At 64.7% G+C, this 26,709-nt stretch carries 21 protein-coding genes; 12 read left to right on the top strand and 9 right to left on the bottom strand.

Annotated elements, in window-relative coordinates:
* The 5 genes from ACM6UT_RS08450 to ACM6UT_RS08430 all read left to right on the top strand — a co-directional run bounded on the left by ACM6UT_RS08450 (nt 1) and on the right by ACM6UT_RS08430 (nt 5,063).
* Nucleotides 1-882 carry a UDP-2,3-diacylglucosamine diphosphatase gene (locus ACM6UT_RS08450; protein ID WP_416796901.1) on the top strand — a complete coding sequence of 294 codons (882 nt, stop codon included), beginning with the start codon at nt 1-3 and terminating at the stop codon, nt 880-882.
* Between the two features lie 173 nt (nt 883-1,055).
* A complete protein-coding gene (locus tag ACM6UT_RS08445; protein ID WP_416796900.1) occupies nt 1,056-2,198 on the top strand; it encodes an ABC transporter permease in 1,143 nt (380 codons plus the stop codon).
* Between the two features lie 11 nt (nt 2,199-2,209).
* Complete coding sequence (locus ACM6UT_RS08440) at nt 2,210-3,031, top strand: ABC transporter ATP-binding protein (RefSeq protein WP_416796899.1); 822 nt, start codon at nt 2,210-2,212, stop codon at nt 3,029-3,031.
* Nucleotides 3,032-3,040: 9 nt separating this feature from the next.
* Nucleotides 3,041-4,411, top strand: coding sequence for an MlaD family protein (locus ACM6UT_RS08435; protein WP_416796898.1), 1,371 nt, complete (start codon nt 3,041-3,043; stop codon nt 4,409-4,411).
* 31 nt (nt 4,412-4,442) lie between these two features.
* A complete protein-coding gene (locus ACM6UT_RS08430; protein WP_416796897.1) occupies nt 4,443-5,063 on the top strand; it encodes an ABC-type transport auxiliary lipoprotein family protein in 621 nt (206 codons plus the stop codon).
* An 85-nt stretch (nt 5,064-5,148) separates the two neighbouring features.
* On the opposite strand, the gene ACM6UT_RS08425 is transcribed toward ACM6UT_RS08430, so the two are convergent.
* Nucleotides 5,149-10,650: an apolipoprotein A-IV repeat region-like domain-containing protein gene (locus tag ACM6UT_RS08425; protein ID WP_416796896.1), complete on the bottom strand. Its 5,502-nt coding sequence runs from the start codon at nt 10,648-10,650 to the stop codon at nt 5,149-5,151.
* Nucleotides 10,651-11,118: 468 nt separating this feature from the next.
* Here ACM6UT_RS08425 and ACM6UT_RS08420 point away from each other — a divergent pair, with 468 nt between their 5' ends.
* Together ACM6UT_RS08420 and ACM6UT_RS08415 are read left to right on the top strand one after the other, a co-directional pair.
* Entirely contained in the window at nt 11,119-11,502 is a 384-nt protein-coding gene (locus ACM6UT_RS08420; RefSeq protein ID WP_416796895.1) for an Hpt domain-containing protein, read from the top strand.
* A gap of 157 nt (nt 11,503-11,659) precedes the next feature.
* A complete protein-coding gene (locus tag ACM6UT_RS08415) occupies nt 11,660-11,980 on the top strand; it encodes a 2Fe-2S iron-sulfur cluster-binding protein (RefSeq protein WP_416796894.1) in 321 nt (106 codons plus the stop codon).
* Between the two features lie 289 nt (nt 11,981-12,269).
* Here the strand turns inward: ACM6UT_RS08415 and ACM6UT_RS08410 are convergent, their stop codons facing one another.
* Nucleotides 12,270-12,887 (bottom strand): DUF922 domain-containing Zn-dependent protease, encoded by a 618-nt coding sequence (locus tag ACM6UT_RS08410; RefSeq protein ID WP_416796893.1) that lies wholly within the window; start codon nt 12,885-12,887, stop codon nt 12,270-12,272.
* Nucleotides 12,888-12,987: 100 nt separating this feature from the next.
* On the opposite strand from ACM6UT_RS08410, the gene folP reads away from it, so the two are divergent.
* Both folP and folK read left to right on the top strand, forming a co-directional pair.
* On the top strand, nt 12,988-13,854 hold the full coding sequence (gene folP, locus ACM6UT_RS08405; RefSeq protein ID WP_416796892.1) for a dihydropteroate synthase: 867 nt from the start codon (nt 12,988-12,990) through the stop codon (nt 13,852-13,854).
* Between the two features lie 71 nt (nt 13,855-13,925).
* On the top strand, nt 13,926-14,369 hold the full coding sequence (gene folK / locus ACM6UT_RS08400; protein ID WP_416797083.1) for a 2-amino-4-hydroxy-6-hydroxymethyldihydropteridine diphosphokinase: 444 nt from the start codon (nt 13,926-13,928) through the stop codon (nt 14,367-14,369).
* Here folK and ACM6UT_RS08395 read toward each other — a convergent pair whose 3' ends face one another.
* The 4 genes from ACM6UT_RS08395 to ACM6UT_RS08380 all read right to left on the bottom strand — a co-directional run bounded on the left by ACM6UT_RS08395 (nt 14,370) and on the right by ACM6UT_RS08380 (nt 18,258).
* A complete protein-coding gene (locus ACM6UT_RS08395; RefSeq protein WP_416796891.1) occupies nt 14,370-14,921 on the bottom strand; it encodes a hypothetical protein in 552 nt (183 codons plus the stop codon).
* A 125-nt stretch (nt 14,922-15,046) separates the two neighbouring features.
* On the bottom strand, nt 15,047-16,135 hold the full coding sequence (locus tag ACM6UT_RS08390) for a YcjF family protein (RefSeq protein ID WP_416796890.1): 1,089 nt from the start codon (nt 16,133-16,135) through the stop codon (nt 15,047-15,049).
* The gene (locus ACM6UT_RS08385; protein WP_416797082.1) at nt 16,132-17,595 is read right to left on the bottom strand and encodes a YcjX family GTP-binding protein; all 1,464 of its coding nucleotides are present in this window, start codon (nt 17,593-17,595) and stop codon (nt 16,132-16,134) included. Before ACM6UT_RS08385 ends, ACM6UT_RS08390 begins: the two co-directional genes overlap by 4 nt.
* A 153-nt stretch (nt 17,596-17,748) precedes the next feature.
* Entirely contained in the window at nt 17,749-18,258 is a 510-nt protein-coding gene (locus ACM6UT_RS08380) for a SixA phosphatase family protein (RefSeq protein WP_416796889.1), read from the bottom strand.
* A 272-nt stretch (nt 18,259-18,530) separates the two neighbouring features.
* Between ACM6UT_RS08380 and dksA the strand changes: the two genes are divergently transcribed.
* Nucleotides 18,531-18,950: an RNA polymerase-binding protein DksA gene (gene dksA, locus ACM6UT_RS08375; protein ID WP_112685083.1), complete on the top strand. Its 420-nt coding sequence runs from the start codon at nt 18,531-18,533 to the stop codon at nt 18,948-18,950.
* 88 nt (nt 18,951-19,038) lie between these two features.
* Here the strand turns inward: dksA and ACM6UT_RS08370 are convergent, their stop codons facing one another.
* Nucleotides 19,039-20,340: a flagellar biosynthetic protein FliO gene (locus ACM6UT_RS08370; protein ID WP_416796888.1), complete on the bottom strand. Its 1,302-nt coding sequence runs from the start codon at nt 20,338-20,340 to the stop codon at nt 19,039-19,041.
* A gap of 279 nt (nt 20,341-20,619) precedes the next feature.
* On the opposite strand from ACM6UT_RS08370, the gene cckA reads away from it, so the two are divergent.
* Entirely contained in the window at nt 20,620-23,223 is a 2,604-nt protein-coding gene (cckA, locus tag ACM6UT_RS08365; protein ID WP_416796887.1) for a cell cycle histidine kinase CckA, read from the top strand.
* A 150-nt stretch (nt 23,224-23,373) separates the two neighbouring features.
* On the opposite strand, the gene ACM6UT_RS08360 is transcribed toward cckA, so the two are convergent.
* On the bottom strand, nt 23,374-24,300 hold the full coding sequence (locus ACM6UT_RS08360; RefSeq protein ID WP_416796886.1) for a pseudouridine-5'-phosphate glycosidase: 927 nt from the start codon (nt 24,298-24,300) through the stop codon (nt 23,374-23,376).
* Nucleotides 24,301-24,328: 28 nt separating this feature from the next.
* Nucleotides 24,329-25,273, bottom strand: a complete 945-nt coding sequence (locus ACM6UT_RS08355) for a carbohydrate kinase family protein (RefSeq protein WP_416796885.1) — start codon at nt 25,271-25,273, stop codon at nt 24,329-24,331.
* Nucleotides 25,274-25,516: 243 nt separating this feature from the next.
* On the opposite strand from ACM6UT_RS08355, the gene recA reads away from it, so the two are divergent.
* Nucleotides 25,517-26,605, top strand: coding sequence for a recombinase RecA (recA, locus tag ACM6UT_RS08350; protein ID WP_416796884.1), 1,089 nt, complete (start codon nt 25,517-25,519; stop codon nt 26,603-26,605).
* Nucleotides 26,606-26,709 lie beyond the last annotated feature (104 nt).

Raw genomic sequence — 26,709 nt, 5'->3', positions numbered from 1 at the left:
ATGACCCTCGTGAGTACACACGCGGATACCCGCCAATTCCGGACGCTCTTCATCTCGGACGTCCATCTCGGTTCGAAGGCCGCGAAGGCGGACTTTCTCATTGACTTCCTCCGCTATCACGAGGCCGAAACGATCGTGCTCGTGGGCGACATCGTCGATGGATGGCGGCTGAAGCGCAGTTGGTATTGGCCGCAGGACTGCAATGACGTGGTGCAGAAGCTGTTGCGGAAGGCCCGCAAGGGGACGCGCATCATCTACATCCCCGGTAACCACGACGAATTCTTGCGCGGGTTTCCCGGCAGCCACTTCGGCGGCATTGAAGTTGCTGAGCGCATCGTGCACGAGGCGGCAGACGGCAAAAAATACCTGGTGCTGCATGGCGACGAGTTCGACGTCGTGGTTCGCAACGCGCGACTTCTCGCCTATCTCGGCGACTGGGCCTACGATACGGCGATCGCGATCAACGTCCTCCTGGCGGCCGTCCGGCGCCGTCTCGGAATGCCCTACTGGTCGTTTTCCGCCTGGGCGAAGCTGCAGGTGAAGCAGGCGGTGAACTTCATCGGCGAGTTCCAGAAGGTCGTCGTCGAGGAGGCGCGCCGCAACGGCGTAGACGGCGTGATCTGCGGACATATCCACCATGCGGTCATGGAAGAGATCGACGGCATTCGTTACATCAACACCGGAGACTGGGTGGAAAGCTGCACTGCGATCGCCGAGCATCACGACGGCCGTTTCGAGCTCATCTCCTGGGATCACATGATCCAGACTCCGAAGGCCAAGGGAATCACCCAAGCGGCGAGCGCGCTTGCGATCCCGTTCCGGGTCGCAAAACCCGCCGAAGCCGACGCGGAAGCGGCTCTGATGCATCCTGCCGGGCTCTGACAGACCGGATTCTCCGACAAAGATGTGGTTTCGCGGCTACGCAGGCCGTCAAACTCCGCAACATGGATTCCAATGAGTGCACGCGCAGTTATACTGCCGGCTCATCTGGTGTAAGCCCGTTGCAGTTGCGAATCGTCGCTCGAGAACCGTCAGCCCGTGAGAGACGTCTGACTTTGAAAGATCATCCAGGAACCGCTGCGATCGAAGAGGGCAGCCTGCCGGACGGCGGGCGGCGGCTGATCCTGTCCGGCACCTGGCGCAACACTACGCTTGCCGGTGTGTTGCCGAGCGTCGGACGCCTCGGGTCCGACGGTGATGCGCCGGTGGAGGTCGACCTCTCCGGCATCGACGGGATGGATACGGCGGGTGCGTGGCTCGTCCGGCGTATCGTCACCGGCTGCGAGGCCGCCGGCAGCACGGTCAGTCTGACGGGTGGCACGCCGGCCATGCAGGAGCTCATCCGGGCGCTTCCGAAGACGGTCGAAGCCCCGCATCATGACGAGCAGAAGGAAGCGCTGTTCATCCGGATTTTCGGCCCTGTCGGCGTGATGATGGCGCACCTCTGGCAAGACACCGTCGCGATGATGTACGTCCTCGGTTCGGCGGTGCGAGGCGCACAGATGAAGCTCGGCCGCGGCGCGGGCGTATCGCCGGCATCCGTGGTCAACCAGCTCGACCACATGGGGGTTCGCGCCGTTCCGATCATCGTGCTGATGTCCTTCCTGATCGGCGCCATCATCGCCCAGCAGGGCGCCTTCCAGCTGCGCTATTTCGGTGCCGAGATCTTCGTCGTCGACCTCGTCGGCATCCTGCAGCTCCGCGAGATCGGCGTGCTGCTGACGGCGATCATGATCGCCGGTCGCTCGGGAAGCGCGATTACCGCCGAGATCGGCTCGATGAAGATGCGCGAGGAGATCGACGCGCTGAAGGTCATCGGTCTCAATCCCGTCGGTGTCCTCGTCTTTCCGCGGCTGGTTGCGCTGGTCGTGGCGCTGCCGCTGCTGACGGTCGTCGCCAATTTCGCGGCCCTTTACGGGGCGGCCTTGGTGGCGTGGGGATATTCCGGGATCACCTTCGACGTTTTCACGACCCGGCTCAATGCGGCGATCGATTATTCGACCCTCGCCTCCGGCATGATCAAGGCACCCTTCATGGCGCTGATCATCGGCATCGTCTCGGCCGTCGAAGGCATGAAGGTTGGCGGCAGTGCCGAGTCGCTCGGCCGGCACGTGACGACCTCCGTGGTCAAGTCGATCTTCGTCGTCATCCTCGTGGACGGGCTCTTCGCCATGTTCTACGCCGCAATCGACTTCTGACGGAGGGCACGATGAACGAAGCCTCCGCAGCACCGGTGACGCAGGAGAGAGAAACGGTTCTTTCGGTCCGCGGCCTAACCGTTGCCTTCGGCGACAAGGTCGTTCTCGACAACCTGGACCTCGACGTTTACCGCGGCGAAATCCTGGGTTTCGTCGGCGCCTCCGGCGCAGGCAAGTCGGTCCTGATGCGTACCGTGCTGCGGCTGCTGCCGCGGCGCGCCGGCACCATCCGCATTCTCGGCGCCGACTACGACAAGGTGAGCGAGGCGGAGCGGATGAACCTCGATACCCGTCTCGGCGTGCTCTTCCAGCACGGGGCGCTGTTTTCGGCACTCACCGTCAAGGAAAACATCCAGCTTCCGATGCGCGAATATCTCGACCTGCCGCAGTGGCTGATGGACGAGCTTGCCTATCTGAAGATCAATCTAGTCGGCCTCGACCGGGATGCCGCCGACAAATATCCTTCCGAGCTTTCCGGCGGGATGACCAAGCGCGCGGCGCTCGCGCGTGCCCTTGCGCTCGATCCCGACCTCGTCTTCCTCGACGAGCCGACTTCCGGTCTCGACCCGATCGGGGCGGCCGAGTTCGATGAATTGATCGCCCAGCTTCGCGATACGCTGGGGCTCACCGTCTATATGGTAACGCATGACCTCGACAGCCTGTTCTCGGTGTGCGACCGCATCGCGGTGCTGGGGCAGAAGCGGGTCTTGGTCGAAGGAACGTTAGACGATATGCTCGCCTGCGACGATGAATGGGTGAAAACCTATTTCAGGGGCAAGCGGGCTCGATCCATCCCACGGCCGGTACATTCCGGCGACAATCCGGTGAAGTGACAGGTCTCCATGGAAACCAGAGCCAATTACGCAATCGTCGGTTTTTTCACGGTTTTCGTCATCGCTGCCGCTTTCGGATTCGTCTATTGGATGGCCGAATACGGCAGAGGTGGCCCGGTCGCCGCGCTGACCATCAAGATACCGGGTTCGGCGAACGGTCTGAGCATCGGCTCGCCCGTGCGCTTCAACGGTATTGCCGTCGGCACGGTGCGCAGCCTCGTCATCGACAAGGACGATCCGAAGTTTTCGATTGCCAACACAGAGGTCCAGGCCGACGCTCCGGTCACGCAATCGACCAAGGCCGTTCTCGAGATACAGGGCCTCACGGGTGCGGCCTATATCGAACTTTCCGGGACCGCGGCGGGCGGTGAGAACATTCTGCAGCGGGAGCTTTCGACCGGTGAACCGGCGGTGCTGGTGGCGGAGCAGTCGAGCGTGACCAACCTGCTATCGACAGCCGACAAGATCCTCAGGCGCGCCGATGACGCGATCGGTCAGTTCCAGGGCTTCGTCAACGATGCGCGCGGGCCGCTCACCAATACGATCAAGAACGCCGAGACTTTCTCGAAGTCGCTCGCCGACAATGCCGACGGCATCGACAAGTTCCTGAAGAGCGTCAGCGCTCTCTCGGATTCGGTGGCGGGTCTTTCGGGGCGCCTCGATTCCACGCTTGCGGCTGCCGAGGACCTGTTCCGGGCGCTGAACTCGGAAAAGATCGACACGATTCTCGCCAATACGGAGAAGTTCACCGGCAGCCTGGCCGAGACGGCTGACAAGGTCGGGCCGGCGATCGACAGCTTCAAGGAAACCGCCGAAACCTTCCAGAAGTTCGGGGTCTCCGCCGAGGAGACGCTCGCCCATGTGCGTGAGCTGGTCGCAGCGGTTGATCGGCAGAAGGTTTCCAAGGTAGTGGACGACGTATCCGTCGCCTCGGCGGACGCACGTGCGGCGGTCGCCAACTTCCAGCAGTTCAGCGAGAAGATCACCGCTCGCCAGCAGGATATCGACCAGGCGATCACCGACTTCACGCAGCTCGGAAACAAGCTCAACAACGCGTCTGGCCAGCTCGACGGAATTCTCAAGAAGGTCGACGCCTTCCTCGGCTCGGGCGAGGCGGACTCGCTGAGTGTCGAGGCGCGCAAGACGCTGGTCTCCATTCGCAATGCGGCGGACAATCTGAACGCCCGGATCGGCCCGATCGCCGACAACTTCGCACGCTTCTCGAACACCGGGCTTCGCGATATCCAGGCGCTGGTCGACGATACGCGCCAGACGGTTCGCGGGCTCGACGACGCAATCAACAATTTCGACCGGAACCCGCAGAGGTTGCTTTTCGGCGGGGAAACGGTCAAGCAATACGACGGACGGACTCGGCGCTGACGGTTCGATGGCCGGAAGGGACAAGGTGGGCATGGGAGAATCGGAATTCGATTTGCGCAGACGGCGCCTCCTGTGGGGCGTGGCGCTTCTGCCTGTGATGGGTTTGGGGCTTGCGGGGTGCGGAACCGCGCCGGCGAAGAACGACACGTTCGATCTCTCGGTGGCGGCGACCGTCGAGACGAAGGCCCAGGCGAAAAAGCGCCAGATCCTGATTGCCGATCCCTCGGCGCTGAAGGCGCTGGACAGCGACCAGATCATGGTTCGGGTCTCGCCCTCCGAAATCCAGTATCTCGCCAAATCGCAGTGGAGCGACCGGCTGCCGCGAATGGTGCAGTCGAAGCTCGTCGAGGCCTTCGAGAATACCGGCCGGATCGGCGGCGTCGGCAAGCCGGGGCAGGGGCTCGCGATCGACTATCAGCTCGTCACCGACATCCGTGCCTTCGAGATCGACACGACCGGCAGCGACCGCGCCGTCGTCGAGATATCGCTTAAGCTCGTCGACGACCGCAACGGCACCGTCAGGGCACAGAGGGTGTTTTCCGCCAGCGTTCCCGCTGCGGGATCGTCGAGCCCGTCCTATGTCCGCGCGCTCGACCGTGCCTTTGCCGAGGTCACCGGCGAAATGGTCGCCTGGACGCTGACGCTGCTCTGACGCACTTTCATTCGCTAGAAACGAGGAAGCCCCGGAATGGCGGTCACCATTCCGGGGCTCTTCGTTTGTCGCGTCCTCGTGCCGTTCAGCCGAAGCGGCCGGCGGCGTGGGCGAGCATCGTGTAGACCTTGCCGGTGTCCGAGGTCAGATAGGACTGCGTCACCGTCTTGTCGCGGTCAGTGCGGGCAACATCTGCGAGCAGCTTCTCGAAATCGGCGATGTAGCGGTCGACGGCGACGCGGAATTCCGGCTCGCGGTCGTATTTGCGCTTGATCTCGTCGAAGGTCTGCTGACCCTTCAGCGTATAGAGCCGACGGGTGAAGACGTCGCGCTCGCCGCGCTGGTAGCGCCGCCACAGCTCGACCGAAGCGTCGTGGTCGATGGCGCGGGCGATGTCGACCGACAGCGAGTTCAGCGATTCCACCATGTGGCGCGGATTGCGGCCATCGGTGGCCCGCGGTGCGGGTTCGGTCGCCTTGGGCTGGGCGGCACGGCCTTGCGGACCGTTCGGCTCCTGTTCTTCGCGCGAGGCGCCACGAAGCAGGTCGCTGATCCAGCCGCCAGTCTCCTGTCGCGCCGGTGTCGTCGACACGGCGGCCTTCTGCTCAAGCCCGAAGCTGCCACGAAGGGCGGGGGTCTCGACCGGCCGGGCGGGCACCGGTTGCGGGCCGGGAACCACGGCGGGGGCGGCAGCAGGGACGGCGGCCTTCCGCGGCGGTTCGGCCGGACGGGTCTCCGCCGGCTTGCGGGCGACGGGTTCGGCGATCTCGAGTTGCTGGGTGGAGCGCCCGACAAGCTGCGAAATATCCTGCAGCGCCTTGATCTGTTCGGCGACCGCGCGGCGCATCGCAGCCGCGCTCTCCTTGGCTTCCTCCGGAAGATCGAAAGCACCGCGCTTCAGTTCGCCGCGGGTCGCATCGAGTTCCTTGCGGATTTCCTGGGCCGAGCGACGGATCTCGTCGGTGGCGCCGGAGAAACGGGTAACCGCCTCCTCGACCGCCTCGCGCATGACTTCCCGCAGGTGGTTGGCGGCACCGTCGGACTTGCGGCCGGCTTCGCCGAGCAGTCGCTCGACATCGCCGAGCGAGGCGGAGAGGCCTCCCCGCAGGCGATTGGCCAACTCGCCGGAGCGCTGTTCGGCTTCCGAGAGCGTCTTCTCAATCGACTTGTTGGCTTCCTCGCCGGCCGAGAGCAGCGCGTCGCGCATGTTGGTGGCGGTCGACTGGGCTTGCTTCTCGGTGTCGGAGAGAATCTTGCCGATGTCGACGAAGGAGGACTGGATGCTCTGGCGCAGATTGCCTGCAACCTGGCCGGAGCGCTGTTCGGCCCGCTCGAAAGCGGACTCGACCATGGAGCCGAGGCCGCGCATCGTCGTCTCGATCTCCTCCGAACGCTTGACGAGCCCGACTGCGAGGTCGCGCAGCGACTGCTGACGTTCCTCCAGCGTGCCGACGAGGTTCGACTGCGCCGCACCGAGAAGCTCGGAGGCCTGGCTCAGTACCTTGGAGTGTTCGCCGAAGCGGCCAACGATCGAAGAGACCTGGGACAAGGTCTGGTCGGAGACGGAGGCGAGCTTTTCGAGCTTGCCTTCGAGAAGGCGGCTCGAGGTCTGCAGGAGGTCGGCGGCCTGGGCCGTCGTGTCGGCAAAGCGAGCCGTCGTCTGGCCGAAGCGCTCGTCGGCGGCAGCGATGTTCGACGCTGCCTGCTCGACCATTTCCGTGAGTCCGGAATTGCTCTCGGCAAGCCGCTCGATAAGCGTACCTGCCTTTTCGGCAAGGCTTGCCTCGACGGCGCCAAGCGCCTGGGCGGCATGTTCCGCGCGTTCGGTCAGGGCATCGAGCACCGCGCCGTTTTCTGCACGCAGCCGTTCGGCGCTCTCGCGAGCGGCCTCGGTGATCTGCTCGGCGGCGACGCGCCCGGTTTCGGCATAGCTCGCGATGACCGGCAGGGCCTTCTCGTCGATGATCCGCGACAGCTCGGCAGAGCGGCCGGCGAGCATGGAGTTAAGTTCGCGGGTCCGCTCGTCGAGAACGGTGCGGATCGCGTTGCCGCGTGCTTCGAGCGCCTTGTCGACCGACTCCATCGTGGTCGCGAGTTCTTCGGTGTTCCCGGCAAGGGCTTCACGGATGGCGGCCGCGCGCGCTTCGAGCGTGCTGCTCGCATCGGCGAGCGTGCCGGTGAGCGAAGCGATACGCGTGTCGACGATCGCTTCGGCCTCTGCGATCTTGCCGGCGATCGCATCGCCTGCCTCGGAGAAGGTGCGGGCGACCGACGCGGCCTGTCCGGCGAGGCGGTTCTGGGTCTCCTCGATACGATTCGCGAGGTCTTCCGAGCGTTCCTCGACCGCACGGCTGAACTCGGCGCTGCGTGCCCCGATCCGGTCGGCGAAATCGGCGCCGGAGCGGTTCAGCAGTTCGACGGAACGCATGGCTTCCGTGTCGAGTGTCTGAGCAGCCTCACCGACGGCGCTGCGCAGCGCGGCGGCAAGCCCGGCTGCCTTGCCTTCGATCGTCCGGTTGACCGCATCGAGACCGATGTTGAGCGCGCGGTCCATGGTCGACAGGCGGTCGTCGATGATCGCGGTGCGGCTGTCAAAGGATTCGGCGACGCGGTTCGTGCCTTCTTCCAGAACGCGAGACACGCGTTCGGCGGCCTCAGAACCGACCCGCTCCATGTCCTCGATCTTTTCCGAGAGGCGTGCCGCGAACTTCTCGCCGGCATCGCCGACGCGGCTGTCGACACCGTCGAGGCCGTCGCGGATGCGGTCCTCGAGCGTGCCGAGGCTGGTCTCGATCTTGTTGCTGGTCTCGTCGAGACGGGTGGTCATGCCGCCGACCGAGCGTTCGACGCGGTCGGAGAAGTCGCCTGCCGTCCTGGTGATTTCTCCCGCGGCCTCGCTGAGCTGGCCCGCGATCGATCCCGCCGTCCCGCGTAGCCGCTCTTCCAGCGCTTTGCCGCTTTCATCGATGGTGCGGCGCAGGGATGCTTCCTGCTCCTCCAGCGACATCTCCAGCATGCCGGTGCTCGCCGCGATGGAAGCACCGAAAGAGGTGCCCTGTTCGGCTAGCGTGTTCTCGATCTGCTCGCGCGCCTCGCGCAGGGTGAGGCTGATCGAGTTGGTCCGGTCCTCGAGGGTTGCCCGAATGCGGTCGTGGTTCTCGCCGAGGGAGTCGTCGAGCCGCGCCACGCCAGCAGCAACGCTGTCAGCGATGCGGGAAGCACCGTCCTCGATCGTGCGTTCAACGCGGCTGCTGCCGCCGTCGAGGGTGGAGGACAGACGCTCGGCATGGCGCGCAAGGGACTCGTCGAGCCGTTGCTGGTTGTCGGCGTAGGCGCTGCGGATCGCTTCGCTCTTGTCCGCGAATGCTGCCTCGATCTGCCGGTCCGCATCGGCCACCGCTTCGACGATCGCTGCCGCTCTGCGATCGAGAACGCCCGAAAGACGGTCTTCGGTGCCGGAGATCGTCTCGATGATGGCGTCCGCCCGGCCCGAGAGCGTCTGGTCGAGCCGCAGATGACCTTCCGACAGGGCCGCGGCGATCTGGTGCGTCTTGTCCTCCAGCGTGGAGGCAAGGCGGTTCTCCGTGCCGGAGATCGCCTCGACGAGTGTCTCGGCGCGGCCGTCGAGGACCTGGTCGAGACGCTGCTGGCCTTCAGAGAGCGCTTCGGCAATTTCGCGGCTGCGGTTTTCCAGGGTTTCGGCAAAGCGATCCTGGTTGCCGGCGAGGGCATTGATGACGGATTCCGTGCGGCTCGAAAGCGTGTCTTCGAAACGCGTCTGGTTCGAGGCGAGCGCATTGTAGAGTGCGCCGCTGCGCTCTTCCATGATCGCGTCGATCCGGCTCTGGGCGGCCTTCAGCGTCTCGTCGAGCGCCTGGGCCTTGCTGGCCAAGGCGTCGGCGATTTCCTTGGCGCGGCCGGCCAGGGCATCGTCCATCAGTTCCTGACCCGTGCCGATCGCAGTCGCGAGCGCGAAGGACTGATCCGTCAGGGTCGAGCCGAGGCGCTCGATGCTGGAAGTGAGAATGCCGTCGATCGCATCCGTGCCGCCGCTGACGGTCTCGTTGATCCGTGCGAGGCTCTCCATGAGCTTGCTGTCGAGGCTGCCGGCGCGCTGGTCGAAGGCGCTCGCAAATTCCGCGACGCGTTCGTCGAAGGCCGCGTTGATCTGGCCGACAGTGGCCTGGAGGCGGTCTTCGAAAAGGCCCGAGCGCAGGTCGAGGTCGACGATGGCATCGTCGGCGCTGGACTGCAGGCTCCGGCGGAAGCTCGCACCCTTCTCGTCGAGCGTGGTGTTGAGCTTGCTGAGAACTTCGTCGAGCGAGCCGGTGATGCCGCGCTCGCCGCTCGTGAGGCTCTCGGCGATCTCGCGGGTGCGTTCGACCAGTGTTTCGTTGAGCTGGCGGGCGCGTTCGTTGAGGGCGGCGTTCAGCTTCTCGGTATTGGTGTCGAGCGACGAGGCGCGCGTCTCGAATTCGCCGAGCAGGTCCTGGCCGCGCTGCGCGAGCGTGCTGGTCAACTGCTGCAGGCGCGTGTCGAACTCGCTGGCCAGCGAAATGCCGGAGGCGGACAGCGTCTGGACGAGGTTTTCAGTCTTGTTCGAAAGAAGCGTTCCGAGCGACGTCGCGGCCGCGTCGGATTTTTCCATCAGCGCCGCGGCGCGGGTGTCGATCAGCGACGCGAAGGCCTCGCCGGAGGTCGCGAGCCGGACGGAAATCTCCTCCGTCGCCAGCGACAGCTCTTCCTTCAGCTGTTCATGGGCGCCGACGATCGAACTGCGGATGCGCTCGGCGTGGTTGACGATCGCATCGCGTTCAGCGCTCAACTCCTGGACGAGGCCGCGTACCCGCAGTTCGTTGTCGGTATAGCTGCGCTCGAGCGCCGTCACCTCTGAGTGGACAAGCGTTTCGAGTTCGGTCGCCCGTGCGATCGTCCGTTCGATGCCCTCGTTCATAGCCGAGACTTCCCGGCGAACGGCCTGGCCGACCGTCATGATGCGCTCGGAGGCGATCGTTTCCGGCTCGGAGAGGCGGAGGGCGACTTCCGCCATCGAACGGGCAGCGTTGCGCAGGTCGCGGGCGCGCGCCATCATGATCGAGAAGGCGAAGATGAGCAGGACGGGGATGACCGTTCCGAGGAAAATGGCGACAAGGCCGGGAACCGCCGACGTGCCGGCGGCGTTCCAGATCTGCTCGCCGTAGAGAAGTTGCGCCAGGCCGAGTGCTCCAACGACCCAGAGGGCCGAGACGATCGCGGCATTGCGCAGCGCCCCGCGCATGGAGGCGCCTTCGAGCGACTTCATGACCATCGTCGGGCTGCGGCGCGAGGCGTCGTTGGCCGGCTCGAACACCGGCGACCTCGGTGCCGTCTCGGAGCCGAAGTCCGCCGGACGTGCCGTCTTTCTGGCGGGGGCGGGGGTGGGGCGCTGCTGTTGGGGCTTGCCGGACACTTTGCTCTCCTGAGCGTCAGGCGCCTTGGCAACCTGCGGCGACGAGAGTTCTTCCTCGTCGAAATCGATCCGCAGTGCCGCTTCGAGAGCCTGAAAGGCGCTTTCGTCAATCGACTCGTTGGTCTTCTTGTTCGCCATAGGATTACGCCTCGCTACGCATACTAAGCCGATCTGGTCGCCTTACCCTCGCAACAATGCTCGGGGCTGCCGATCGGCCGAACTCGGGACTTTCCCGCTGCCGCCACGCCACGGGAAATCCCCTTGCAAACAAGGCCGGAATGCCCGCTTCTTCAAGCGCCGATGAAAAGCTTCCTTATCATCATCCGACCTCCGGGCAAAGCTTTGCAGCCTATGCCCCTCATATCCGTATCGTAGTGACACATTCGGGTATGCGTTACAATTAACCGGCCTCGGCATCCCCAGGACAGCTTGTTGTTGTTAACAGTTATTTTACGGATTGTGCATGTGAAAAACCTGTAATGCCGGGCATTTAGGTGCTGTTAACCATAGCGACAGGTTTTCCCGCCAAACGGGCGCCGTCTTAAACGGATAGCGCCCAATTTCAACCGAGGATCGTCACCGGATTGGAGCACGGAGGTGGCCAGGATGGCAAAGACCAGCAGGAAGATATCCCAAGTCTCCCCGGACGAAGCATCGGTGGGCGAACAATGCCGGTCGCGGGCAAGGCCCGTCGATCTCGTCTATCTGGCAGCGCGCACGCACGCCGACCGCGCGGCAGAGATGGAGATCCTGCAGGCCTTCGTCAGCCAGGTGCGGCACTGCCTGCGATCGCTGGTGCCTGGTGGTGACGCCGCGGCCAACAGGACGGCGGCGGCAGGGCTGAGGGCGACGGCCCTGGCCGTCGGCGCGTTCGCACTGTCGGCGACGGCGGAGGCGGTCGAGAGAGACGGAACGGATCCAGATGCGATCAAGTCCGTCTATTCGTGCGTCCTCGAGGCGGAGAACTTCGTCTCTGGTCTCTGCCGCTGAGGGGGGGGCGGCTGGCAGCTCGCGCCAGCGGCGATACCTTGCCCGTGCGACACACAGTCCCGTGAAGCCGGTTGTCCCGGCGGGCGAAAATGTTGACTGCCCGGACTTTTTCGTGAATGACTTCGGCCGTCTTTCACTAGCCTTTCTGGATGCCCTCATGACCAACCTGAATATCATCGCGTTCGACGGCACACGTTTCGAGATCGACGCCGCCGACGGCTCCACCGTGATGGAGAACGCGGTACGCAACTCCGTCCCGGGCATCGAGGCCGAATGCGGTGGCGCCTGTGCCTGCGCGACCTGTCACGTCTATGTCGATGAGGCCTGGACCGACGCGGTCGGCGCACCCTCGGCCATGGAGGAGGACATGCTCGATTTCGCCGTCGACGTGCAGCCCAACTCGCGCCTCTCCTGTCAGATCAAGGTGACGCCGGCGCTGGACGGTCTCGTCGTCAAGGTTCCGGAGCGTCAGGGCTGAGAGCAGGCAAAAAAAAGCCTCGCTCGTCGAGGAGCGAGGCGAGGAGGGCGCACCGCCAACAGGCGAGGGAGGAGACACCTGCTACCCGAAGATGCGCCGGGGAGAACCTGAGAGATCCGACTCTGGCCGGATGAACTCTCTTTAATCACACGTATAATTCCGTTCTTTAGCAAGTTCTACTGCTAGAAATAGCTGGTTATTCACAGGCGCGAACGCGAGTTCCACTCAAGTTTGATGGGGAAAGGCGGATCTTTCGGGACAGTGGAGGACGGGTCGACGGCGCGAACCGTCAGGGGTTCCGTTTCGATCGGTAGTTGAGGATGCGAATCATCCGCTTCTCGAAATTCGCCGCCTCGACACGGTCGAAGCGCATCTGATCCTTGTCGTGCGCATCGATGATCCGGCTGGTGGTTTCGGCGACCTTGATCTCCATGGCCAGGCACTCGCGTTGCGGGCGCAGCCCCTTGAGGCTGGTCTCCAGCTTGCGCGCGTATTGGCGCGCGATTTCGGCGTGCCGTTCTTCGTGCCGGCGAATGTCACTGGAGAGCGCATCCCAGATCAGCGCGAGGTCCTTTCCGGCACGCTTGCGGTTTTTCCATTTCGGCAGCACGAGCTGCGTCTTCAGCGTCACCTTCGCGGAGCCGACGCGGCAGCGGCCGTCGGACTCGACATAGGTCACGTCTCCGCCGAAACGGATGCGCGTGGCGCCGGGATGGCGGGCGCCCGTCGACATCGTATAGGGACCTCGCCGCTCCAGTTCGCGGTCGAGATCCTGTGCGGTCGTGCCGCCGATCTGGAAGTAGCTGACAGTCTTGTGGACGATCGTCTCGGCGGTCGCCTGGCTGCTCAGGAGGGCGAGGATTGCCGCGGCGGAAACGATATACCGGGGGCGGCGCGCAATCTTCATGCTGGATATCCGCTATGTTGTATTCCATAGGACCTTGGGGCATCGCCCCGGCAAGTGCAATATCAGATAGGTATCTTTTTTCGCTTCGGGAGGATTCGTCGTGACGGTGCAGGCAGGCAAGACGGACTGGCTTCTCGCCCACGGGCGGCGCCTCGATCTCTCGCGCGGACGATTGATGGCGATCGTCAACGTGACGCCGGACTCCTTCTCCGACGGCGGCCAGCATTTCGGTGCCGAAAGCGCGGTCGCCCACGGTTTGCGGTGCCTCGAGGAGGGGGCGGACATTCTCGACATCGGCGGAGAGTCCACCCGGCCCGGCGCTGCCGAAGTCTCGCCCGCCGAGGAGCAGGACCGCATTCTTCCGGTCATCGAGCGGCTGGTGCGCGAGAGCGACGCGCTGATTTCGGTCGACACCTATCGCGCGGAGACGGCGCGGCTCGCGATTACCGCCGGCGCCCATATCGTCAACGACGTGCACGGACTGCAGCGGGAGCCGGACATCGCAAAGGTGGCGGCGGAGACGGGGGCAGGGCTCTGCATCATGCACACCGGCCGCGGTCGCGAGAAGCTGCCCGACATGATCGAGGACCAGTTCGTTTTTCTCAATCGCTCTCTGGAGATCGCCGAGACTGCCGGTATCGCCCGCGGTGCGATCGTCCTCGATCCGGGCTTCGGCTTCGCCAAGGAAACCGAAGCGGAGAATGTCGAGCTCATGGCCCGCCTCGATGAACTGAAGGCTTTCGGGCTGCCGCTTCTCGTCGGCACCTCGCGCAAGCGGTTCCTCGGGACGATCACCGGCCGCAGCACGCCGGAGCGTGACCCGGCGACCGCGGCGACGACGGTGCTGCTCCGCATGAAGGGGGCGGCCGTTTTCCGCGTCCATAATGTCGCGATCAACAGGGACATGCTCGCCGTGACAGATGCCATTCTGGAGGCAGAGCGGCAGGTGAAGGCGGGTGAACGGTGAATAGCGACAGGTTGGAATGGCATCGGGCGACCCTCGGGCTCGGCGGCAACATCGGCGATCCGGTGGCGGCGATGGCGGCTGCGCTGCAGAGGCTCGATGCCCGAGACGACTGCCGCGTGGTTGCGGTCTCCCGTCTCTACCGCACGCCGCCCTGGGGCAAGACGGACCAGGCGGACTTCTACAACGCCTGCGCCGCGGTCGAGACGAGGCTTTCGCCGGAGGCGCTGCTGGACGCCTGCCTCGATATCGAACGCGAGATGAAGCGGGTGCGGATCGAGCGCTGGGGGCCGCGGACGATCGACATGGACGTGCTGACCTATGACGGGGTCGAATCCCGGACGGACCGGCTCGAGATCCCGCATCCGCGGATGACCGAGCGAGCCTTCGTGCTGATGCCGCTCGCCGACATCGCAGCATCGATGCTCGTCTATGGACGTTCAGTCGCAGCCTGGCTCAAAGAGAGCGACAGGACCGGTATCACGACTGCCAGCGACGACGGCGAATGGTGGCGTTAGTTACTTCTTGAGCGAGGCGGAGGCGTCGGCGTCCATTTCGCGGTTGAGCGAAAGGCCAATGACGGGGATCATGCGATCCTCGACCTTGACCGAGATGGTGATGTTCATCGCCGTCTCGTTCTGCACGCGGGCGACCATGGCGCCGTTCAGCTTGGCGCGGTTGATGCCCATGACGACCTTGTCGCCGCTGACCGTGCCCGAAACGATGTCGAGGCCCTTGCCATCGGCGCCATCGAGGAACTTGCCCTGATAGGTGTTGCCGACCTGCGTGATGACCGCGCTCATGGGCTGGGAGAAGACGCCGACGCGGCAGGTGCCGTCGAGCTTGAGGCCGGTTTCACCGCTCGACGAGATACCGGTCAGGTTGCAGGTGAATTTGGTCCCCTTGTACTTGCCGGCGACGATTTCACCCGGTCCTTTCCAGATCCCCGAAACGGAATCGAAGAAACGCCTGTCGCGGGATGCCGCTTCGGCCGGCGGCGCAGACAGGATTGCGGCGGTTACGGTGAGAGCGGCGAGAGAGCCGATAAAGGAGAAAGAACGAAACGACATCGGTTCACCCTGGCACGAGCAACGAAGGACCCGTCTGACATCTAACGCGAGAATGGTTAATGCTTGGTTTCCTCGGCCGCGGGCCGTTTACCCTGTTGCAGGAAAAGGAGTCGGAAACCGTCCGGCTATTCCTTGCGGGCGCCGGGAGCCGAAGTCAAGCGGGGAGCAAGGTCGGCGACGAAATCGCCGATGCCGGGACGTTTCAGCGCCTTGAACGGCAGGGGCCGGCAGAGATCCATGGCGGCAATGCCGATGCGGGCGGTCATCAGGCCGTTTATGACCCCTTCGCCGAGCCGGGCCGAGAGCCGCGAGGCAAGCCCGTGGCCGAGAATCTGCTGTGCGAGGCCGTCGCCGACGGCGATCGATCCGGTCACTGCGAGGTGAGCGAGCACGTCCCTGAAGAGCCGCATCATGCCGAAGGCGCCCGGACGGCCGCCATAGAGTTCGGCCATGGCGCGGATCAGGCGGACGACCTCGAACAGGACGTAGGCGAGGTCCACGACCGCGCGCGGGCTGACCGCGGTCACGACCGAGACGCGCTTGGCGCTTCCGAGGATCAGCGCACGGGCCTTGAGATCGAGCGGGGCGAGCAATTCGCGTTCGGCAAGCGCGATCAGGTGCGGTGCGTCGATGACGTCCTCGCGGGTCGCTTCGAGGGTTGCACGCCCACGGGCCGTCTCCGGGCGTCCGGCGACCAGCTTGACGAGACGATCTACGATGGCGCGGGCGGCGCGCGGGCGGGTGCCGGCTGCGGCCGCTTCCGCCTCCGTCTTCAGCGACTGGACGGCATCAAGCCGCCACACGCCGAGAATCTCGCGGCCGACCGCGACGGCAAGCGCTACAAGGCCGACGGCCAGGACCGCGAGGGCGGCGTAGCCGAGCCAGTCCGAACGGGTGAAGAGGTCGCGCAGGAGACTGTCGACCCAGAGCCCGAGCGCGAGCGAAATCAGAATCGAGAAGGCGCCGAGCGCCAGCTTTGCAAAGGAAAAGCGCCGCGGCCGCGGCGTCGCGACCGGAGCGGCGGCAATTTCCGACAGATCGTCTGCGGAGAGAAACGGATCGTCCGCGTCCACGACCACCGCGACCTCGTGATCGAAGCTTCGGGGCGCTCGCGGTTGCGGTTGTATCCGCGCCGGCTGTTCCGGCGGCTCGACCGTGAAAGCGGCGGGACGGCGCCCGTTGTCGGGCGTATGCGGCGGCGGTCTTTTCGTCATGCCAGTTTATCCCCGAGCAGGAACTGCATGGCCCGGTCGAGCCTTATGTGCGGAACAGAAAGGGTGATGCCGCCCCCGGTCTCCTCGATCTGCGGCGGACGGAAGCGCACGATGTTGAGTTCCGGCAGATAGGCGCCGTGGCCGGCTTCATCCACGCTGCGGAAGAATCGCTCGGGATCGGCCGGCAGGTCGCCCGGGAAGATCGCAGTCTTGCGGTTGCCGTCGAAGCGTTCCGTGCCGACGGTCTCGCCTGCCATAGGCGTTCCGACCACCACAGGCAGCTCGTCGCCGTTCTGCTTCACGGTCGCTTCGCGCGTCGCGCGGACGGAGGCGATCGCCATCACCTCGATGCCGGCTCCGGCCATGCCGATGCGGGTCGTGGCCCGGTCGACGAGACGGCGGGTGATCGCCTCGAGCCGGTCGTGGCTCTCATGGTGCAGGTGGTCGGCCTTGGTCGCGGCGACGAGCACCCGGTCGATGCGCCGACGGACCAGTGCCGTCAGGAAAGAGTTCGAACCCGCACGGAAACAGGCGAGCACGTCGGTGAGGGCGCGTTCGAGGTCCTGTACGGCTTCCGGTCCACGATTGATCGCCTGCAGGGCGTCGACCAACACGATCTGGCGGTCCAGCCGCGCGAAATGTTCGCGGAAGAAGGGTTTGACCACGACTGACTTGTAGGCCTCGTAGCGGCGCTCCATCATCGCCCGGAGCGAACCTTTCGGCGCCCTGGTGTCCGGCAGGTCCGGCAGGGGAGCGAAGGTGAGGGCAGGCGAGCCGTCGAGATCGCCGGGCATCAGGAAGCGTCCGGGCGGCAGCGTCGAGAGCGAGCGCTCGTCCGCCTTGCAGGCCCTGAGATAGGCGGTGAACCGTTCGGCGAGTTCCCTGGCGAGGGCCTCGTCGGCCGGTGCGTCGACGTCGATCGCTGCCGTTCGCTTGAGCCATTCGCGCGAAAGTTCCGCGCGGATGCCGGTCCGTGCAAGCCCCACTGTGGCGGCGCTGAAGGCGCGATAGTCCTGGCCGAGCAGCGGCAGATCGAGAAGCCACTCTCCCGGATAGTCGACGATATCGACGGAAAGCCGGCCGGGAGAGAACATCCGGTTCCAACCGCTCGCGCTTTGATACGCGATCGTCAGGCGCAGCTCCGAGATCGCGCGCGTGGAATCCGGCCAGATGCGGTCCTTCACGAGTGCACGGATGTGATCCTCATACTGGAAGCGCGGCACGGCGTCGTCGGGTTGCGGCTCGAGCCTCGTCGCAGAGATGCGTCCCGACTGCAAAGGTTCGAAAAGCGGCAGGCGGCCGCCATGCAGCAGATTGTGGATGAGCGAGGAGATGAACACTGTCTTGCCGGCGCGGGCGAGACCGGTCACGCCGAGGCGGATCGACGGGTTGACGAGGTTTGCCGCCCGGTCTGCCAGATTGTCGAAGGCGATCACGGCCTCGTCGGCGAAGGATGTCATGAATGGCAAGTCGGATGTCCCTGCGGCAGCGTCACGGTTTCGGCTGAGCGTCCGGAAGACGGGCCGAGCGCGAATATAGGGATCCTGCAGGCGAGGCGAAAGGGAGGTGCTGCATATCCGCGGCCTTTCGCCGGCCGGGCAGTGGAAAGAACATCAGCCGTCGACGAAGTCCAGGAGGATCCACGGTCGGCTGTCGGGTGCGGTATCGGCGGCGCGGTCGAGGACGGCAAGGCCGGCCGTCGGGAAACCTTCAGGTACCACCGTCTGGGCGGCCTCGCTGCCGGCGAGCAGGAACAGCACCTCCTCGATGGAGGGATTGTGCCCGACCACCATCACCGAGTCGTAATTCTTGAGGTCGGCGAGAATATCCAGATAGGTGTCAGCTGGGCAGTTGTAGAGTTCGTCGAGATACCGGAACTCGGTCCGTGTCGCATAGGCGCCGCGGAAGGCATCGGCCGTCTCGCGGCAGCGTCGCGCGGAGGAGCTCAGGATCAGGTCGGGCCGGTAGCCGCGCTCGATCGCCTGTTCGGCGACGCTTGCAGCCTCCTCGCGACCGGCGTCGCTCAGAGCCCGATCGAAATCGCGCTCGCCCGGTTGCGCCCAACCGGATTTCGCGTGCCGCAGAAGGTAGATACGATTTTGGGGGGGCGTCACCGAGGTCATCCGTTCAGCTTTCTGCGACTGCGCGTGCCCCTGACTAGCTTCACTGGGGGATGGCCGTCAACTGGGCTTCCGTCGTACTTCCTTACGCAAGGGGAAGGGTGGCAGCGACCGGCGGCAAGAGCCGCGCTTTCGAAAATAGTGCTTAATAAATAGACGTTTAGCTTAATTATATGACAGAATTAAAAATGGTTTAAAGCCGGTTGTAAGGCTTGAATGCGCTGTAGTGAAAGGATATACAGCCGCCCATTGAGATGTTCTTCAGGAGAATCGCGTTGAGTGAGAAGATCGATCTTAGCAATTATGTACTCTCGGAAGATGATGAGTTCATGAACGCGAACCAACGGGCCTACTTCCGCGCAAAGCTCATAGCCTGGAAAAACGACATCCTTCGTGAAGCCCGTGAAACGCTCGACCATCTTGCCGAGGAAAGTGCCAACCACCCCGATCTGGCAGACCGCGCATCGTCCGAAACGGATCGTGCCATCGAGCTTCGCGCGCGTGACCGGCAGCGCAAGCTGATCTCCAAGATCGACGCGGCCTTGCAGCGTATCGAGGATGGCACCTACGGGTATTGCGAGGAGACCGGTGAGCCGATCGGACTGAAGCGGCTGGATGCCCGTCCCATCGCCACCCTGTCGATCGAGGCGCAGGAGCGCCACGAGCGACGCGAGAAGGTTTACCGGGACGAGTAACCGGATTTCAAAGCCCGCTCCCCGGAGCGGGCTTTTTTGTCGTGCCGCCGGCCGGCGCGGGCAGGGCGGTCGCGCCACCCCACGAAAGTCAGCCGTCGCGGCTCGCCGACATCTCTCCGAAGATACGAGCGATTTCCTTCTGCAGGCTCGGCTCTTCAGCGGCTTCGGGCGGGCGGTTGCCGGCGACTTCCACCTTCGATGCACCGACGACCGGCGGAACGCCGACGGGGCGCTCGGGCCTGATTACGGGCGCGGGCGGAATATCGGCCGTCTGCGCCGGCGTCGCTGTCGCTGTTGCCGCGAGATGGCGTTCCATCTCTTCTTCCAGAACCCGTTCGAAATCGCTCGGAACGCGCTGTCTGGGCGCCTCGTCCACCTTTGGTTCTTCCAGGGAAGGCTGCGGCTCGAGAGCAGGTTCCGGTTCTGCGGCGGCAGTCTCCGCCAATTCCGGCATGACACGGCCGCGGGCTGCTTCGAGGATGTCCGCCGCCTCGGCCGGGGCGAGGGAAGCACCCTCGTCCTGCGTCGGAGCGGTCGTCGCGGTGACTTCGATCGGTTGGGCAGCGGTGACGGTGAGCGGTTCCGCGGGTGTGGTCGCAGTGACGGGGGGACGGTTCGTCGGCACCTCGGGCTGCGGCGCTACGGGGGCCGGGGCTGCAGTCATTTGCTCCGCCGGCCGTTCGCGCGTCGTCATCGGTGCGATCGTAACCGTGGCCTCATCCTTGACGAGCATGGGACCCACGGCCGGCTGGATCGGCGCCGGGCTCGGCGGGGCGGCGGCCGGTGCGGCCTCCGCGACCGGAGCCGGCTGCGCCGTCGGCGTCCTGGTCAGCACCGGCTCGATTGTCGCAGCCGCCGCGATGGTCCGGACGGGCTCCGCGACCGGTTTGACCGGTGCCGAAGGCTGTCGCGGCGGCTCGCGGCGGATGGGCGCCGCGACCGGCTCCGGCCTGCTTGCCGGGAGTTCGGGCTCGGGACGGACGGCGGTGATCGCTGCCGCCGGTCTGGAAATCGCCACAGGCTCGCGGTCGGCGGGCCGATCTTCGTGGGCGAGCGGGACGGCCTGCGACGGCGATACGGGCGTCGCAGACAGGTAGGCGCGTTCGTCGCCGATACCGCTTTCGATGACGATGTCGGTCGGTCCGCCGATCATGACCAGATGCTCGACATTGTCGCGGCGCACCAGCACCAGGCGGCGGCGCGCGTCGACCGCTGCCGCATCGAGAACCTGCAGGCGCGGCTGCCGGTTGCGTCCGCCGCGCACGAAGGGTGACGGCGCCCGCTTGCGCAGCAGCCAGAGCACGACGAACAGGCAGAGGAGCGCCAGGCTGACGCCCAGTGCCGCGACCAGGAAACGATTGCCGTAAGCGGCGACGAGTTCTTCGATCATGTCGGCCCTCCTTATTTCCCGCTTTGTGACAGAAGACCGCCGGCAGTGCAATGCGATCACCCGGCAGCGTCCTTCCTCAGGCGCTCCCGAACAATCCGGCTCGCCGGATGTTCTGCGTCAAATGCGGCTTTCCTGTGGGATTGCCTGTGTATGGCACTCCTCAAACTGGGGGGGCGGAGCTTTTTGCCGTCCCTGCAAGTTGCTAAACATGGCATACACGTCCGATTCTGCCGATCTTCTCCTGTCGGCGGGTTGTGGGGCGGCAACGACGAGGCGTTCATGACGAGATTGCAACAGGCCGGCGACAGCGATGCGCCCTTGGTCGATCGGGGCAGCCGGTCCGGTGCGGCCATACGCATCATCGTGCTGGCGGTCGTGCTGCTTGCCGCCGCGATCGCCTTCGTAATCTTCAAGAACCAGCTCGATAACGAATTCGTCCTCGGCATCCTCGGCGTGCTGGCGATGATGGGAATATTCTTCCTCGTCTCGGCGATGATCGGGTTCATCGCCGTCATGCCGCAGTCGCAGTCCGATACGCTCGCCCGCAGCTTCTTGGCGAGTCAGCCCGAAGGCACACTGATCACCGACGACAACGGCCGCATCATCTTCGCCAACGCGGCCTACGGGCGGATCACCGGTGCGAGGAAGGCGACGGAGGTCCAGACGCTCGAGGCTCTGCTCTCGCGCCATCGGGAATCGGGCGAGGCTCTCTACCGGCTGACCAACGGATTGCGTTCCGGCCGCGATGGCTACGAGGAGTTTCGTCTGCTGAAGCCGCTCGGTCCGGTGACCGGCAATGGCTCCGGAGCGCACTGGTACCGGCTGAAGGCCAGACTGCTGCCGCTCGAGGACAGCGCCAAGGTACTGCAGATCTGGCAGATCACCGACATCACCTCGGAACGAGAGGACCAGGAGCGCTTCTTCAAGGAACTGCAGCACGCGATCGACTACCTCGATCACGCACCGGCGGGGTTCTTCTCGGCCGGGCGAAAGGGCGAGATCTACTATCTCAATGCAACGCTCGCCGAATGGCTCGGCATCGACCTCACGCAGTTCTCTCCGGGTTCGCTCACCGTCGCCGAACTGGTCGCGGGCGAGGGGATGGCGCTCATCGAATCAGTGCAGGCCGCCCCCGGCTCCACCAAGACGGAGACCTTCGATCTCGACCTGCGTTGCGCCAACGGCCAGAGCCTGCCGGTGCGGCTCATCCATCGCGTCCGTGCTGCCCGTGACGGTGCGCCGGGCGAAAGCCGGTCGATCGTGCTCGCGCGGCGTGACGACCACAGCGGTGACCAGTCGGCATCGATCGCCTCGATGCGCTTCACGCGTTTCTTCAACAACACGCCGATGGCGATCGCATCCGTCGATGGCGATGGCCGGATTCTGAGGACCAACGCGCCGTTCCTCAAGCTCTTCTCGGATCTCGTCGGCCGTGACGATGTCGATCGCGGCGCAAGCCTCGACGTGGTCTTCCACGAGAGCGAACGCGAGCGCTTCAGCCAGGCGCTTGCCGCCGCGAAGAACCGCCAGGTCGATATCGCGCCGATCGACAGCCGGCATCCGCAAAACGAGAACCGGCACTTCCGCTTCTATGTCAATGCCGTCATCGACCAGAGCGATGAGGCGCCGGAAGAGGCGGCGATCGTCTATGCCGTCGACGTGACCGACCAGAAGGCGCTCGAAACCCAGATGGCGCAGACACAGAAGATGAATGCGGTCGGAACGCTCGCGGGCGGCATTGCCCACGACTTCAACAACGTGCTGACGGCGATCCTGCTTTCCTCCGATCATCTTCTGCTGCAGGCGCGGCCCTCCGATGCGAGCTTCGCCGACCTCATGGAGATCAAGCGCAATGCCAACCGCGCCGCGGTGCTGGTGCGGCAGTTGCTCGCCTTCTCACGCAAGCAGACGATGCGGCCGTCGGTGCTGAACCTCACCGACGTCATCGGCGACCTGCGCATGCTGGTGGATCGCCTGATTTCCGGTACGGCGGTGAAGCTCGAGGTGGATTACGGCCGCGACCTGTGGCCGGTGAAGACAGACCTTTCGCAGTTCGAGCAGGTGCTGATCAATCTCTGCGTGAATGCGCGCGATGCCATGCCGCAGGGCGGGACAATCACCATCGCCACCCGCAACATCTCGGCGGAAGAGGCAGCCGCCTTCCACTATCGCGAACTTCCTGCCGAGGAATTTGTGCTGGTCGAGGTGGCCGACACCGGAACCGGCATCGCGCCGGAGATCATGGAGAAGATCTTCGAGCCCTTCTTCACCACCAAGGAGGTGGGCAAGGGCACCGGCCTCGGCCTGGCGATGGTCTACGGCATCGTCAAGCAGTCCGGCGGCTACATTTATCCGGAATCCGAGGTCGGCAAGGGAACCGCCTTCCGAATCTTCCTGCCGCGGCACGTGGCCGAGATCGTTCCCGTTCCCGCCGGCGGGGAGGCCGGAGCCGCCGATGCCGAAGCACGTCCGGCGGCGGCAGCCTCTGAGCCGACCGACCTCACCGGCAAGTCGGCGGTCGTACTCCTCGTCGAGGATGAGGAAGCGGTGCGGCGTGGCGGCAAGCGCATGCTGGAAACGCGCGGATACACGGTTCACGAGGCCGGTTCGGGTGTCGAGGCGCTCGACATCATGGACGAGCTCGACGGCGCCGTGGACATCGTCGTCTCCGACGTCGTCATGCCGGAAATGGACGGGCCGACGTTGCTTCGGGAACTGCGCAAGAAGTATCCGGACCTGAAATTCATCTTCGTCTCCGGTTATGCCGAGGACGCATTCGCCCGCAACCTGCCGGCCGACGCCAAGTTCGGCTTCCTGCCGAAGCCGTTCTCGCTGAAGCAGCTTGCCGTCGCTGTTCGTGAAATGCTTGACGGCGACGACTGAGCCGGCACCGTGCGGTGGCAACCCGGAGCACGCCGAAAACGCCGGCTGGATGCTGTCCGACAGGCGGGAAATCGTCGGGAATAACTGGGAAAGTGCAGCTTACGTTGAGGAAGCGACATTACGTTACGTAGTGCCGCTTCCCCGCGATGTTCAGTCGTTCATCGCAACCGCGATCTCCGCGGCAAGACGGGCATTGTTCTCGACCAGCGCGATATTGGTCTTCAGACTGCGGCCGGCCGTCAGGTGGAAGATGTTGTCGAGCAGGAACGGCGTCACGTCCTTGCCGGTTACCTCTTCGCGTTCGGCACTGGCAAGCGCCCGACCGATATAGATCTCCATCTCCTCGCGGGGGATCTCGTCTTCCTCCGGCACGGGATTGGCGATCAGGATGCCGCCTCCGATGCCGAGTTGCTCGCGCATGCGCTGGAAATTGGCGATGGCGGCGGGACTGGAGAGTGAGAGCGGGCTGCGCAGGCCGGAATTGCGCGACCAGAAGGCCGGGAATTCCCCGCTGTCGTAGGTGACGACCGGGACGCCGCGGGTTTCCAGGAATTCGAGGGTTTTCGGAATGTCGAGAATCGCCTTCGGACCCGCCGAAACGACGATGACCGGAGTGCGGGCGAGTTCCTCGAGGTCGGCGGAGATGTCGAGGCTTTCCTCGGCGCCGCGATGGACGCCGCCGATGCCGCCGGTGGCGAAGACCGAGATGCCGGCGCGGTCTGCCGCGATCATCGTCGCGGCGACCGTGGTTGCGCCGCTGCGGCGTTCGGCGAGCGCGAAGGCGATGTCGGCGCGCGAGAGTTTCATGACGTCGGTCATCTGCGCAAGCGCTGCGATCTGCGCGTCCTCGAGGCCGATGTGCAGGATGCCGTCGATGACCGCGATGGTCGCCGGCACGGCGCCCTTCTCGCGAATGATCGCTTCGACGCTGCGCGCCATTTCCAGATTGCCGGGGAAGGGCATGCCATGGGTGATAATCGTCGATTCCAGTGCCACGATCGGCGCACCGCGAACCTTGGCGGCGGTGACTTCTTTAGAATAGACGATCGGCAGCAGGGGCGAAATGGCTTTGGTCATGGGAGCTTCCGGGTTTCGTGACTGTAGGTCATGACAGGATTTCTGCCTGCGGCACAAGGGACATATACGAATTGACAAGATCGCGGGTGAGGTTTTCCGCGGTCGCGTGCGGCGAGCACAGGGTGATGGCCGCAAGCGCTGCTCCGTGACGCAGCGCCTCGCCGAGGCTGCAGCCTTCGATGCGGGCCGAGATGACACCGGAGGCAAAGGCGTCACCGGCGCCGGTCACGTCGACCACATTTTCGAGCCGTGGCGGCGACAGGATGGCGGTCCCCGTTTCGTCGAACGCGACGACCACCCCGGCGCCGCAGGTGACGACGCCGCCCCTGAGGCCTCTTTCCCTGAGGAGGGCGGGCCAGCCTTCCGCAGCATCGGCACGGGAACCGGTGAGAGCCTCAGCCTCCGCCGCGTTCATGAACAGCATTTCGAGATCGGCAAGGCAGGGCAGGAGACGCACGACCTTTGCCGGCGAAATCGCGATCGCGAAGACAGGCAGACCACGCGCGGCGGCGGCGCCTGCGAGCGCTGCGAGCGTCTCCGCCGGCAGATTGGCGTCGCAGAGCACGTGGCGCGCATCTGCGAGCGCGGCGCGGAAGGAGTGGGTGCGGGTGCGGCGCGGCCCGAACAGGTCGTAGAGCTCCATGTCGGCAAGGGCGATGACGAGGTTCCCGTCCGCCTCGAGGATCGCCGTATAGCTCGGCGTGGCACGATCGAGAAAGACAACCGGACAATCGTCGATGCCGACGCGGAGCGCCTCTGTCGAGACGGCCATGCCGGCCGCGTCACCGCCGCGCGGCGCAATCAGCCTGACCTCGTGGCCGAGCCGGGCGAGATTGCGGGCGGCGTTGAAGCCGCCTCCGCCGGGCTCCTCGAACCAGCGGCCGGGATTGCTCGCTCCCATGACGGTCGTTCCGGCGATCCGGCCGCGGCGATCGATATGGGCGCCGCCGACGACGAGAAGGGAACCGCTCATGCGCGCTTCCCCGAACATTGCGGGCGCGACGAATCGCAAGCCGCCGCAAGTGCGGCGAAAGCACGGCGCAGCGTTGCTCCAGTCATCCAGCGCACCGCCTGAAACATAAAGTGAACGTATCGCGAAGTCGCAAGTCTATTCAGCAGGTTGAACAGGGATTGCCAGATGAGAACAAAACGTGTACGCATGGACCGTCGGCTGCTTCATTGCCTATGCGGCTTCAATAACCTAAAGGTGGATCGAATGGCACAAAATTCTTTGCGGCTCGTAGAGGACAAATCGGTGGACAAAAGCAAGGCACTTGAAGCGGCACTTTCGCAAATCGAGCGGAATTTCGGCAAGGGCTCGATCATGAAGCTCGGCGCGAACGAGAGCGTGGTCGAGATCGAGACGGTTTCCACCGGGTCGCTGAGCCTCGACATCGCGCTCGGCATCGGTGGCCTGCCGAAGGGACGCATCATCGAGATTTACGGTCCCGAAAGCTCGGGCAAGACGACGCTCGCGCTGCAGACGATCGCCGAATCGCAGAAGAAGGGCGGCATCTGCGCCTTCGTCGACGCCGAGCACGCGCTCGACCCGGTCTATGCCCGCAAGCTCGGGGTCGATCTGCAGAACCTTCTCATTTCGCAGCCGGATACCGGCGAGCAGGCGCTCGAAATCACCGATACGCTGGTGCGTTCCGGCGCGATCGACGTGCTCGTCGTCGACTCGGTCGCAGCACTCACGCCGCGTGCCGAAATCGAGGGCGAGATGGGCGACAACCTGCCGGGCATGCAGGCCCGCCTGATGAGCCAGGCGCTGCGCAAGCTGACCGCCTCGATCTCCCGCTCGAACTGCATGGTCATCTTCATCAACCAGATCCGCATGAAGATCGGCGTGATGTTCGGCTCGCCGGAAACGACGACCGGCGGCAATGCGCTCAAGTTCTACGCCTCCGTCCGCCTCGACATTCGCCGCATCGGCGCCGTCAAGGAGCGCGAGGAAGTCGTCGGCAACCAGACCCGCGTGAAGGTCGTCAAGAACAAGATGGCGCCGCCCTTCAAGCAGGTGGAATTCGACATCATGTATGGCGAGGGCGTCTCCAAGACCGGCGAGCTCGTCGACCTCGGCGTGAAGGCCGGGATCGTCGAGAAATCCGGTGCCTGGTTCTCCTACAACAGCCAGCGGCTCGGCCAGGGGCGCGAAAATGCCAAGACTTTCCTGCGGGACAATCCGGAGCTTGCCCAGGAGATCGAGATGGCATTGCGCCAGAACGCCGGACTGATCGCCGACCGTTTCCTGCAGAACGGCGGTCCGGACGCCGGTGACGGCGATGGTTCCTCGGACATGTGATCCGCATTCATTTCGATGACCGACAGAGCGCCGGTCCGATATCGGAAGATGTCGGGCCGGTTTTTTTCCGTGCGGCTGGACAGTGCCGGTCACGGACGATAAAA

Origin of the sequence: Ciceribacter azotifigens (assembly GCF_048159625.1) — a bacterium.
Taxonomy (GTDB): domain Bacteria; phylum Pseudomonadota; class Alphaproteobacteria; order Rhizobiales; family Rhizobiaceae; genus Allorhizobium; species Allorhizobium azotifigens.
Note: the sequence above shows the minus strand (reverse complement) of the source record. Positions and strands in the feature narration are given on the sequence as shown.